We start from the raw sequence: 13231 nt of genomic DNA on the forward strand, positions 1-13231 counted from the left end.
CACGGCCGGCGCGAACCGCTCGAGCCGGCCGTGCCTCCGGTGGGGCTACGTCACGGGCAGGGCCCGCCCGCGCAGACGTCGATCACCTTGCCGGTGAGCAGGAACACCGCCTTCTGCCGCTGGGCGCCGGGCTGGGCGCGCGGGAACTCGTGCGAGTCCTCGCCGTACTCCGGTCCGGCGGGCGCGAGGTTGGTCGGCGGCGGCGCGTACGCCGCGCCGCTGTTCCAGACCACAATGGCCGAGCCGGCGTACGGGTATCTGCGGATCGGCTCGATGCCCCAGAACGGCCGCACGTCCGGCGACCAGCCGGGGGCGAGCGCCGGGGTGTGCAGGCGGGCCCCGATGGTGCGCGCCTGGACCTCCGCCGCGGCGGTCGAGACCTGCTGGTCGGCGAAGGCGACGTGCATCAGCACCCGGTGCGCCGGGGTGCGCGGCAGCGGCCGGTCGGTCATGTGCTGGGCGTACCCGTTTGCCTCGGACCGGTCCCACAGCATCTGGAGCAGACCGAGGACGATCTGCTGGTCGATCTTGTCCGGGTAGTAGCCGTCCAGGACGGTCTGGAACGGGGCGAAGTCGACGCTGCGTTGCAGCAGCGTGGAGTAGTTCATCGCGGGCACGCCGAGCACCGAGCGGGTCCAGTCCTGGGCGATGGCGGTGAGCGCGCCGCCGTTGATGCCGCCCTGGCTGTTGCCGTCGTAGTGCAGCCCGCCGGCCACGTCGATCAGCGGCCGCCCGGCCGCGTCGCGGAACGCCGGATGGGCGGCGAACCCGTTGCGGTGGATCATCGTCCGGCCCAGGAAGAGGAAGTTCAGGAAGCTCTGCTGGAGCCGGTCGGCCACCGCCGGGAAGGCGCTGAGGTCGGTAAAGGCTCCCGCCACGTACGGGACGTCGGCGGCGGCCATGCCGATCCAGCTCGTCGCGCAGAAGGTGAAGTCGTACGTCTGCGACATGGTCTTGACGTTGCCGGCGTTGATCTCGGTCGGCCGGCCGAGCAGGCCGTGGCCGTAGAGCGAGAGGTGCGCGGGTCGCGCGGCGGACGCGCTGCGCGGGATGTTGCAGACGAAGTCGGCCGCCACTGTCGTGCCGGACGGTGTGGGCAGCGCGTCGCGCGTCGGCGGGGTGCCGTCGCCGCCGGGCGGCCCGTAGTGCAGCCGCGAGCCCGGCCCGCCGTCACCGGTCAGATAGGACGGTACGGCGACGGTGCCGGTCACCTGCCGGGCGATCAGCGGATCCTGCTCCGGCGTGTAGTCGGTGACCTGGGTGACGGTGAACGAGGGCGCGCTGCGGCCGAGCGCGGCGAACGCGCCGTCCCGGACCGCCAGCATCCGCCCGGTCAGGCCCTGCCGGCTGGCGACCGTGAAGTCCCAGGCCAGGTAGAGGCTGTGCCGCTTGAACCCGGCCCGGCTCAGGTCGGCGAGGATCCGCTTCATCTGCGGTGCGCGCGGGTCCCGACGCTCCAGGCCGGTGCCGGTCACGTACCGCCGGAACGCCTTCGGCGCCGGGATGAGCGCACCGTCGCCGTCGCGCATGCCGCGCAGGCCGACGACGTAGCGGGCGCCCTCGGTCAGCGCCACCGCCGGCCGGATGATCAGCACCTGCCGGTCCGGGCTGCCTGCGGCGTGCGCGTCCAGCTCGGCCCAGTACGGCGTACGCCGGCCGGTGCGGGCGTCGAGCAGCACGATCGGCGCGTCCGGCGCCAGCGAGCGGCCGACGTCGGTGACCGGCGCGATCCGCGTCCGCGCGGCGTCGAGGCCGGGTACGCGCGCCAGGATCGGCGAGCCGGGGCTGAAGCCGTCCTGCCGGTTCCACTCGGCCGGGTCGATCGGCACGCCGAGCACGTTGGCGGGCATCGCGGAGGCCGCGAACCGGACCCGCTTGCCGGTCGGGGTGCTGCGGTCCGGGACGGTGAAGTAGTCGTTCGGGAACGGCAACAGGCAGGCCGCCGGATCGATCGGGTCGCAGGACCGCTGCCCGGCCGGCGCGGGAGGCGCGGACGGTGCCGCCGCGGCACCGGAGCCGAGCAGCACGGCCGATGCGGTCACCAACGCGGACACGGCGAGACGGAGCCGTCTGGGGGTGGGCACGCGTGTCTCCTTCGACATCGGACGGTGGTGTTCTTCCTACGCTCGTGAACGATTCTCGGCAAGAGCACGCACATCGACACTGCCGGATCAACGACGAAGAATCCGCAGGTCAGGCGCACAGTCATACGGTGGGTGGCGAAGCGTTCACGTCCAGTGGAGGACGTCATGACCACTCCCGCTCCCACACCACCACCTCAGCTCCAGGTCGCCCTCGGCACCGCCGCGGACCCCGGCTCGGTGCACGCCATCACGGACACCGGCACGGCGCTGCTCGTCACCCACTACCCCGCGTCCGGTGCCGGCCGGCTGCACGTGCTCGACCCGCGTACCCTCGCCCCGGTCCGCCCGTCCCTGCCGGTCGGTCACGAGCCCCGCGCGGTGGCCTGGCACCCCGGACGCGGGCAGGCGTACGTGATGAACCGGGGGGTGCAGAGCTACAGCGTCTCCCGCTGCGACCTGGCCACCGGGACGGTCACCGACATCCCGATCGGCTTCGGGCTGATCGCGATCGCCGTGGATCCGGTGGCCGATCTGCTCTACACCGCCGACTGGGCGCACAAGCGCCTGCACGTGATCGAGCTGGCGGACACCACGCAGCGGCGCGTCGTGCCGCTGCCGTCGGCGCCGAACCGGCTCGCGGTGGCCCCGGACGGCACCGTCTACGCGGCGCTGTACGTCAAGGGCCTCGTGCCGGCCGACGACGCGCTCGCCGTGGTGCGTCCGGACGGGACGCTCACCGTGGCGCCGATCGAACCCGCCCACCTCCAGCCGGGCGGGGTGGCGGTCGCACACGACGGGATGATCTACGTCGGCTCGCTCGGCGGCGGCACTGTGCACCCGCTTTTCGGCGTGCACGATCCGGACACCGGCCAACGGCTCGGCGAGGTGCGTACCGCGGCCGGCGTCCGCGACCTCGCGGCCGTGCCGGGGCTGTCCCGGGCCTGGCTCGCCACCGACAAGGGCGTCCAGCTCGTCGACACCACAAACCCGTACGCGCCGCGCACGCTCGACCCGATCACCACCGGCCACGCCCCGTACGCGGTAGCGGTCACCGCCGACGGCACGGCGTACGTGGGCGACGTGGTGGACGGCACGGTGTCGCTGATCCGGCCGGACGTGGCGAACCTGCCCCTGGACGCGGTCGCCACGCTGCTCACCGAGGCGGGGTTCGCCCCCACCACCGGGCTGGGCGCGGCGATCCGGGCGTACCAGACGTTCCACGAGCTGCCGGTGACCGGGCGGCCCGACGCCGTCACCGCCGCTCACCTGACCGCACCGGGCTGCGGCACCCCGGACCGGACGACCACCACCGGTTTCGTCCTCCAGGGCGGGCACTTCCGGCACACGAACCTGACCTACCACCTCGGTGACATGACGATGCCGTACGGCCGGGACGAGTTCACCGACGCGCTGAAGCACGAGCTGATCCAGGTGTCGTTCGACGTGTGGCGCGAGGTGCTGGGCGAGAACTGGTACGGGCCGTTCGAGTTCACCCGCGTCTTCGACCCGGCCGAGGCGGACATCGTCTTCTCCGTCGGCGACGACCCGGTCTTCCACGACACCGGCTGGTTCCGGACCGTCTACGCGGTGACCAAGTGGGGCGCCGCTCCCGGCTGGCCGGATGCGGGCGGCCAGCTTCCGGTCATCTTCAACCGAAAGATCAACTGGGACGCGCACGGGTACTTCGACGTCGACCTCCACGGCCCCGACTTCCGGCACGTCGCCACGCACGAGATCGGCCACGCGTTCGGTCTCAACCACGGCAAGAGCGGCAACGTGATGCACCGCAACGCGAGCTGGTACCGGGTGCCCAAGTCCGACGACCGCAACGGCCTGTTCGCCATGTACGGGCGGCTGCCGTTCACCGACGGCGTCGGCATCCGGGTGCTGCCCGAGGTGGACCACGTCGCCTACTCCGACTGCGAGCGGCACCTCGTGGTGCACTACCCCGAGGGCGACGGGTGGACGTGGACGCGGCTCACCGCGGACGTCGGCGCGCCCCGGATGGCCCGCGGCAGCTCCCCGTCGCCGTTCTTCGCGCACGACGGCGTGCCCTCGTACGTCTACGCGGGCGACGGCGGCCACGTCTACCAGATCTGGTACGACCAGGGCCAGTGGTGGTGGGGTGACCTGACGCAGGACAGCGGCGGCCCGCCCGCCGTGCGGTACGGCCCGAACGCCTACCGCAACGGCGACACGCAGCGGGTCGTGTACAGCGCCACGGACGGCCGGACGATCCGGCTGTCCCAGGCGCCCGGCGAGGGCTGGGTCTGGCAGGACGTGTCGGTGGAGGGCGCGGTCGCCGCCGACGGCACCCCCTACGGGTACGTCGACGGCGTCACCGGCCTCGACGTGATCGTCTACCGGGACGCCGAGGAGCACCTGCGGATGCTGTGGGAGGGCCCCGAGGGCTGGGGTCAGATGTCGCTGACCTGGGCCACCCAGGCGGAGAACCCGCTGCCGCTGACGATGATGCCGGTGTGGGGCGAGCACCGCGCCGGCGAACGGCACCGGGTGTTCGGCCTCGACCACCGGCAGGACATCCGGATGTACGCCGTCGGCGACGACGGCGCCTGGCACACCCGGTCGCTGACCGCGGAACTCGGCCTGCCCGAGTGCAGCGCGTCGGCGGTGCAGCGGGTGCCCGGCGCGGACGGGGCACCCGACGGCTGGCTGCTGGTCTTCGCCGACTTCGACGGCGGGCTGTGGGAGCTGACCGGCGACGGCGACACGTGGCAGGCCGAGCGGGTGCAGATCGACGGGATGCCGCCGGTGGGGCGCAGCGTGCTGTCGGTGTGGCTGGGCGGCGGTCGCCTGCAGATCACGTACACGGCCGCGAACGGCAACATCCAGTTGCTGTCCCGCGCACTCGGCGACCACGACTGGCAGCGCACCAACCTGACCCGGGTGTCCGACGTGGTGTGAGGGGCGCGGCGCTCAGCCGGTGGCGGCGCGTTCCCTCGGGACCTCCGGCTTCTCCTGGCCGAACTGGGTGCGGTACAACTCCTGGTACCGTCCGCCGGCGGCGAGCAGGTCACCGTGCCGTCCGCGTTCCACCACGCGCCCGCCCTCGATCACGAGGATCTCGTCGGCCGCGCGGACGGTGGACAGCCGGTGCGCGATGACGACACTGGTCCGGCCGGTCAGGGCCTCGGCGAGGGCGTCCTGCACGGCGGCCTCCGAGGTGGAGTCCAGGTGCGCCGTCGCCTCGTCGAGGATGACCACCCGGGGGCGGGCCAGCAGGAGCCGCGCGATGGTGAGCCGTTGGCGTTCCCCGCCGGACAGCCGGTACCCACGTTCACCCACGACGGTGTCGAGCCCGTCCGGAAGTGACCGGATCAGCGTTCCCAGGCGGGTCCGCCCCAGGACGTCCCACATCTCGTCCTCGGTAGCGTCCGGACGGGCGAACGCGAGGTTGGCGCGGATGCTCTCGTGGAACAGGTGTCCGTCCTGCGTGACCATGCCGAGTGCCGCCCGGACCGACTCGGTCGACAGGTCGCGGACGTCGACGTCGGCGAGCTTCACGGCGCCGTGCCCGACGTCGTACAGGCGCGGTACGAGCTGGGCGATCGTCGACTTGCCGGCTCCGGAGGAGCCGACCAGGGCGACCATCCGCCCCGCCTCCACCCGGAACGACACGTCGTGCAGCACCTCCTCGCCGCCGCGCGTGTCAAGCTTCGCGACGTCCTCCAGGGACGCGAGCGACACCCTGTCGGCCGACGGGTAGCCGAACCGGACGCTGTCGAACTCCACGGCGACCGGCCCGTCGGGAAGCGGACGCGCGCCGGGCCGGTCGAGGATCAGCGGCCTGAGATCCAGGACCTCGAACACCCGCTCGAAGCTCACCAGCGCGCTCATCACCTCGACCCGGGCGCTCGCGAGCGACGTCAACGGCGCGTAGAGGCGCGACAGGAGCAGCGCGAGCGCGACCACGGTGCCGGCGTCGAGGCTGCCCCGCAGGGCGTAGACACCACCGAGCCCGTACACCAGGGCCAAGGCCAGCGAACCGACGACAGTGAGCGCGGTGATGAAGACCCACTGGAGCATGGCGGCGCGGACACCGATGTCGCGGACCCGCCGCGCCCGGGCCGCGAACTCGGCCGACTCCTCGGCCGGACGCCCGTACAGCTTGACGAGCGTCGCGCCGGGCGCCGAAAAGCGTTCGGTCATCCGGTTGCTCATGGCCGCGTTCTGCTCCGCCGCCTCGCGCTGCAGACGGGCGAGCCGGGAACCCATGCGGCGTGCGGGCAGGACGAAGACCGGCAGGAGGAGCAGCGCCAGCAGCGTGATCTGCCAGGAGAAGCTCAGCATGACCGCCAGGGTCAGCAGCAGCGTGACGGCGTTGCCGACCACTGCCGACAGGGTGTCGCTGAAGGCCCGCTGTGCGCCGATCACGTCGTTGTTCAGGCGGCTGACCAGCGCGCCCGTGCGGGTCCGGGTGAAGAACGCGACGGGCATGCGCTGGACGTGGTCGAAGACCGCCGTCCGCAGCTGGACGATGAGGCCCTCCCCGATGGTGGCGGACAGGTACCGCGTCAGCAGCCCCAGGCCGCCCTCGGCCAGCGCGATCACGGCGATCAGCACCGCCAGCCGGACCACGACGCCGCTGTCGGCGCCGCCGACGATCGCGTCGACCACCCGCCCGGCCAGAACCGGCGCCGCCACGGTGAGGACCGCCGTCACCACGCTCAACAGCAGGAACGTGACGATCAAGTTACGGTGCGGCCGGGCGAACCCGGCGACGCGCCGTAACGTCGCCCGGGACAGCGGTCGCTCGTCCTGCGCGTTCATGGCGTGGTGCAGGGACGTCCACGCGGTCACTTCCATGCTCATGCCGTACCTCCGCGAGGAGGCTAGAACCTCGCGTCCGCTTCAGGTCAAGCCGCCGCACGGGCTGCCGCCCGCCGCCCGGAGAAGGACGGCGGGCGGCGGAGCGACAGCGGGTGGCGGCTAGCCGGCGACCACGACGCGGCCCTCGTTCAGCGGTTGCAGGTGCGCCGGGTCGAGATCGTCCGGTGCGCCCCGGCCGCTGTCGTAGACGACGCGCCCTCCGTCGCTCTCCCAGATCCTGATCCGGAACCGGTCCACGTCCCGCCCGTCGGGCGCGTCGGAGACGGTGAGCTGGTACGCGTACCCCGGCCGGCCGTTCACAGTGCCCTCGCCCTGGTACCGGCCCACCGACCCGGCGACGGCCAGGCGCTCGTGTGTCGTGCCGGCGAACGTGAACCCGCGGTCCGGCATCCGGAAGGTGGTCGTGCCGAACGGCGTGGGCGAACCCTTCACCAGGCCCGCGACGAAGGCGAACTCCCCCGGCCCGGTGGCGGCCACGTCCGCGCTGAGCGCCCCGGCCGGTGAGACGATCGCGCCCGAGCCGGCCACAGTGACGTCCGACGGGTCGTAGACCACGATCCGTACCTGCTGCCGTCCGGTGCCGCCGTCGTCGCCGGTCACGGTGAGGCGCGCGACGTGCACACCGGGCCGCAGCTCACCGCCGGCGACGCAGACGCCCTCGTTGCGCTCCCCGGTGACCACCCCGGGCGTGGCCGGGGCCGGACCGTCGCCGTCCCAGTCGACCGCGCACCGGTGCGTGTCCGGCACACCCGGGTCGGTGAACGTGGCCCGCACGGTGACCGGCCCGGCCACCCGCAGCTCCTCGTCGAGCGCGATCGGGCTCACCTCGATCGGCCGGTTCGCCACTGTGACGGTCACCGTGTCGGTGGTGGTGCCGTGGCGGGCGTCGGTGGCGGCGAGCTCCAGCCGGTACGTGCCGGCCCGGTCGGCTCGGAACGACGGCGTGCCGGCCGGGCCCTCCAGCCGCGGGCCGCCGCCGAGCCCGCCGCCGTCCGGCTGGGCGAGCACGGTCCAGGACAGGGTCACCGGGTCGCCGTCCGGGTCGGTGGTGCCGGTCGCGTCGAGGGTGACGGTGTCGCCCTCGACGACGGTCCGGTCCGGCCCGGCGTCCGCGGCCGGCGGGCCACCGGCCGGCAGAACCCGGCCCACAGTCACCTCGGTACGCGCGGTGGCCCGGAGGCCGTCGGCGTCGGTGGCGGTGACCGTGACGACGTGCCGTCCCTCGCTGAGCTGCCCCGGCGTACGGGTGGCGCCGGTGCCGAGGTCACCGTCGCGGTCGGAGGTCCAGCGCACGGCCGATCCGTCCAGGTCGCCCTGCTCCGGGTCGGTGACGGTCGCGGCGAGCGTGACGGTCTGCCCGGTGGCGAAGAACGCGCCGCCGATCGGGGCGGTGATCCGTACCGAAGGGTTCTTGCCGGCGACGGTGAGCGGGCCGCTCGTCGCGTCGGCGGTGTTCACCCCGTCGGTGACCCGCACCCGCAGCCGGCCGGTCGCCGCGCCACCGGTGCCCGCGAGCTGCGCGGCGTCCACCGTGTACGACGTCCCGGTGAGCCCGGCGGCCAGCACCCGCCAGTCGTCGGCGCCGTCCGGGCTGTACAGGACGCTCGCGGTGACCGGGCCGCCGTCGGCGTCACCGGCCGTCCAGCCCACTGTGACCGGCCCGGTCGCCGGCACCGACGCGGGCGGCGCCTCGCCCGCCAGCGCCACGACGGGCGGGCTCGCCGACACCGGGAGCGTGGCGAGGTCCCGCCCGGCGCGGGTGTCCACGAGCGTCACCCGCCGGGTGCCGGGGACGAAGTCGACGACCTCGTGGAACAGCCGGGTCGCGGCGTGCTCGGTGGCCGCCGCCGGGGTGAACGGGTGCTCGGCGAGCGTCGCCCCGGCGGCGTCGAGCAGCCGCAGCGCGTACGGGCCGGGCGTCGTGGCCGGGCGCTGGGTGGTGCGGGTCAGGCGCTGCCCGGTGAGGGTGGCGGCCCCGTCGCCGACGGCGCCGGACAGCGCCAGCAGGTCACCTGTCGCGCCCTGCTGGGCGGGCGGGTTCTGGACCCGGTTGCGCCACAGCCGCCACAGGTCGTCGGAGACCCACGTGCGCGGGCAGTAGCTCATCAGGTCGGCGACCGGCGGGCTGGTGTCCGGCGCCCAGACGACCCGGCGCGGAGCGCCGACCGAGTGGTCGCCGATGTCGTAGCCGGCGAAGCTGGGATTCGCCGGGTCCGGTCCGCCGATGGTGCCGCGCGGGTACGGGTAGGACCGGGGCCCGGTCTCGTCGCCGGGATTGTCCGTGCACTCCACGTGCGCGGCGCCGAGCAGGTGCCCCAGCTCGTGCTGGATGGTCGAGGGGTTGTGCGATCCGCCGACCGCCACCCACCCGGGGATGTTCTCGGCGACGCCGCCCATCCGGTCCCGGTTCACCATGACCAGGTGGTAGACGCCGGGTTCCCGCGTTCCTGCCGTCGCCCGCCGGTAGCTTTCGAGCACCGAACGCGCGTCCTGCGCGTCGAGAAAGAAGCTGTCGTCGCCGATCCAGAAGAACGGGGTGTCGTCGCGGTAGTCGGCGCGGGTGACCTCCAGCCGGCTCGTCGGCAGCGTGCGCCGCAGCAGCGACTCGGCCCGGTCCAGGTCGGACTCGGGAGGCAGCACGGTCTGTCCGTCGCGCCGGTAACCGAACCGGATCAGCTTGACGCGCACCGGTTTGGACGCCTGGAAGCGCACCGTGCGTTCGACGACGTTGTCCAGGTAGTCGGGCTCGGTGACGCGGCGATCGGGGTTGATCTCGACCCGCAGTCTGACCTCTCCCTCGCTCGTCCACTGGGTGGGCAGCTCGAACAGGAACCCGCCGCCCAGCTGTCCGCGCCGTACCGTCCGGTCCGGCACCAGCAGGCGGCCCGGGTTGGCCGGTGCGACCGGCGGGCCCAGCGACGTGCCGTCGGGCCGGAACCCGTGCAGGGCGGCCGTCACCGCCGGCGTCGCCGCGTCGGTGCCGACGTACGCCCGCACGACAGTGCGCCGGTCCGCGACCAGGTCCACGGAGTTGCCCAGGTCCTGGATCACCTGGGTGGCCTCCACCCCGCTCACCGTCAGGTTCGGCCCGGGTGCGGTGCAGGTGTTCAGGTAGACGCGCAGGGTGTTGTCGACCTCGTCCAGGACGGCCACGTCGAGGGACTGGTTGTTGTCGAACCGGCCCACTGCCGCCTGCACCGGCCGGCTGCCCGCCGCGAGCACCGCCGGGCTGCCGAACGTGCCGTCACCGTTGCCGGGGAAGACGTAGACGGCGCGGCTGGCGTAGCCGACCACCACCAGGTCCGGACGGCCGTCCCGGTTGACGTCGGCGACGTCCACGTCGTGCGGGCCCTCGCGTCCCGGGGTCAGCGGGCCCAGGTCCAGCGAGGGCAGTTCCCGGGGAGCGGGCGGGAAGCCGCCGGCCGGCGGGTCGCGGAAGTCACTCCACAACCGGATCCGGTCATCGCCGAGGATCGCGACGGCCGCGTCGAGCCGACCGTCGAGGTCGAAGTCGGCGATCACGGGCTTCCACGCCTCGCCCAGCCCTTCGACCCGGGGTGCGGGGCTGTTGCTGCCGTCGCGGATCACCGACACGGTGCTCTGCCCGCGGCTGCTGAACAGCAGGTCGGGCACGCCGTTGCCGGTCAGGTCGCCGGCGGCGAGGAAGTCGGGCCGGACGTACGCCGCCTGGTCGCCGAGGGGGAACCTCGCGTCGAAGGCGCCGCCGTTGAGGTTGCGGAACACCCGTACCCGGTCGTCGTCCGGATCGCTCTGCACGGCGGGGTCGACGGCGGCGAGGTCGGGCAGCAGGTCGTGGTCGAAGTCGGCCACCGCCACGTCCGCCACGCTGCGGCCGGCCAGCACGTGCCCTCCGGGACCGAACCTCGGGTCGCTACCGGCGGTCCCGAACCAGATGCCCACCCCGTCGGTGGTGGCGACGGCGTAGTCCGGTTTGGCGTCCCGGTTGAAGTAGCCGACCGTGATGGCGCGCGGCGTGCCCGAAGCGGGATAGACCTCTGGCGCTCCGCCGGGCGTCTCCGACGTACGGAACGTCCCGTTGCCGGCGGCGATGAGCTGGTGCACGTCGCCGTCACCGCTCGCCGACGCGACGAGCAGGTCGTCGAAGCCGTTCTGGTTGGTGTCGACCGCCTCGACGTCACGAGGAGCGGCGATCCCGGCGACCGCCGGCATCGCCGTGAACCCGAACGTCTCGCAGCCGGCGGAGAGGCCCGCTCCCGGCGGGCCGGCGGCCCGGACCGGCGCCGCCGCGCCGGGCACGCCCGCCCCGGGACCGAGCAACGCCACGGCCAGAGCGGCCGCGGTCGCGCCGGCCCACGGGCCGAATCTTCCTGATCGCATCACTGTCACCTTTCCGTGCGCACCGGCCGGAGGGCACGGCTACGCACAGTCGTCGAAGGAGATGAGAGGTCTCGATAGGTCCACGGAAGCCGATTGCGCCGCCGCTGGTCGTACCGCCCGTGTCCGGACGGCGAGCCGGTCACCGGGCCGGCGCCGCCGCCTCCGAGCCGTTCGGAAGCGGCTCGCCCGGACCGTCGGGCGGTACGCCGAGGGCGGCCGACAGGTCCCGGGCGGCCTGCTCGACGCCGCCGGGCCGCACCAGCGCGAACACGAACCGGTCCGGCCGCAGCACCACCAGGTCGGCGCCGTGCCGCCGCAGCCACCCACCGAGCACACCGTCGGCGTCCACGACGTCGACCCGGTCCGGCCGGCCGTCCCCCGGCTGGCCGGCGAGCGGGTCCGGCAGGCCGGCGAGCGGCGTGCCGGGCGGGTGGACCGCGACGAACCGCACCGGCAGCCCCTGCCACAGCGGTCCGGGCGGGCTGTCCACGCCGGCGCGACCCAGCACGACGAAGCCGCCGCCGAGCGCCTCGTCGAGCAGCCGCTCGCCGGGCGCACCCGGGACGAGGACCCGCGGCTGGGGAAACATCGTCCCGACCACGCCGTCGCGCCGCCCGCCGGCCATCAGGCCCCGCCGGTACGCCGGCTCCGGCTTGAACTCGAAGCGCTCCACGAACCGCCGTACCCGGGGAACGGTCTGGACCGCCCGGAGCGCGGTGTCGCGCAGCGCGGCGGTGATCCGGTTGCGGGCGAGGAAGACGTGTCCCAGCCGGACGCTCGTCCGCGCCATCTCCACCGTGTGCGGGCGCCGCTCGGTCTCGTACGTGTCCAGCACGGTGTCGTCGGCGGCGCCGGACAGCACCAGCGCCAGCTTCCACGACAGGTTCGCCGCGTCGCGCAGCCCGCTGCACAGGCCCTGGCCCATGAACGGGGGCATCTGGTGGGCCGCGTCACCGAGCAGGAACACCCGTCCCTCCCGCCACCGCTGCGCGACGAGGTGGTGGAAGGTGTAGACCACCGCCCGGGTGACGGCGAACCGGTCCGGGTCGACGTACGGCGAGACGAGTGCGGCGATGGTCTCCGGCCGCTGCACCTCGTCCTCGGTCTCACCCGGGCGCAGCATGAACTCCATCCGGTAACTGCCGGCCGCGCCGGGAGAGACGAACGCCGGGCGTCGCCAGTCGCAGACGAACGTGGTGTCGGGCACCCGTACCGCGTCGGGCGGCACGTCGCCGGAGACCGCCAGCCACGGCTCGGCGTAGCTCGCCCCGGACAGCGGGATCCGGACGGCGGCGCGGGTCGCGCTGCGGGCGCCGTCGCAGCCGAGCACGTACCGGGCGCGGACCGCCCGTCGCTGCCCGGTGGCCACGTCGGACAGCAGCACGGTCACGCCGTCCTCGTCCTGGGTGAGGCCGACCAGTTCGGTGCCGAGCGCGAGCTGGACGTGCGGGAACCGGTCCAGCCCGGCGCGCAGCGTGTGTTCCAGTCGCGGCTGGTCGAAGAAGCGCAGCGGCGCGTGCCCGTACCCGAAGTCCGTCTCGGACAGCTTCATCCGGGCGAAGACCCGTCCCGCGCGGTTGACGTACTCGACCAGCGGCGGCGCGATCATCTCGTCGCGTACCTCGTCGAGCAGGCCGGCCTGCTGGTAGATGCGCAGCGCCTCGTCGTCGCAGGAGAAGGCCCGCGGCTGACCGTGCGGGGCCGCGCTGCGTTCGACGACGAGCGTGGTGACGCCGCGGGCGCCGAGCAGGTTGGCCGTGAGCGCGCCGACCGGCCCGCAGCCGATGACGGCGACCTCGACCTCCTGGACCTCCTGGTGAGCCGGCGGCTGAACTGATCCCATCGTGGTGCCCCTTCGGAACGTGGTCCCGGACGGCTCCGGCCGTCCGACACCACCAGGGCACCAGCCGGGCGTGGAAGGGGTGTGGAGACGGCGT

General features: G+C 73.7%; 5 protein-coding genes. 1 reads left to right on the forward strand and 4 read right to left on the reverse strand.

All coding sequences use genetic code 11. From position 1 onward, the window contains the following. Positions 1 to 50: 50 nt before the first annotated feature. Positions 51 to 2084, reverse strand: a complete 2034-nt coding sequence (locus tag F8279_RS00085; RefSeq protein ID WP_151498691.1) for a hypothetical protein — start codon at positions 2082 to 2084, stop codon at positions 51 to 53. 165 nt (positions 2085 to 2249) lie between these two features. Here F8279_RS00085 and F8279_RS00090 point away from each other — a divergent pair, with 165 nt between their 5' ends. Then, positions 2250 to 5009, forward strand: a complete 2760-nt coding sequence (locus F8279_RS00090; protein ID WP_151498692.1) for a matrixin family metalloprotease — start codon at positions 2250 to 2252, stop codon at positions 5007 to 5009. A 12-nt stretch (positions 5010 to 5021) separates the two neighbouring features. Here F8279_RS00090 and F8279_RS00095 read toward each other — a convergent pair whose 3' ends face one another. The 3 genes from F8279_RS00095 to F8279_RS00105 form a co-directional block, all read right to left on the reverse strand. Continuing rightward, a complete protein-coding gene (locus F8279_RS00095) occupies positions 5022 to 6917 on the reverse strand; it encodes an ABC transporter ATP-binding protein (protein ID WP_151498693.1) in 1896 nt (631 codons plus the stop codon). A gap of 117 nt (positions 6918 to 7034) precedes the next feature. After that, positions 7035 to 11294, reverse strand: coding sequence for a VCBS repeat-containing protein (locus F8279_RS00100; RefSeq protein WP_151498694.1), 4260 nt, complete (start codon positions 11292 to 11294; stop codon positions 7035 to 7037). Positions 11295 to 11433: 139 nt separating this feature from the next. Next, positions 11434 to 13137: a bifunctional 3-(3-hydroxy-phenyl)propionate/3-hydroxycinnamic acid hydroxylase gene (locus tag F8279_RS00105; protein WP_151498695.1), complete on the reverse strand. Its 1704-nt coding sequence runs from the start codon at positions 13135 to 13137 to the stop codon at positions 11434 to 11436. Positions 13138 to 13231: the final 94 nt, after the last annotated feature.

This window comes from Micromonospora sp. AMSO1212t, assembly GCF_008868145.1.
In the GTDB taxonomy this organism is placed as follows: domain Bacteria; phylum Actinomycetota; class Actinomycetes; order Mycobacteriales; family Micromonosporaceae; genus Micromonospora; species Micromonospora tulbaghiae.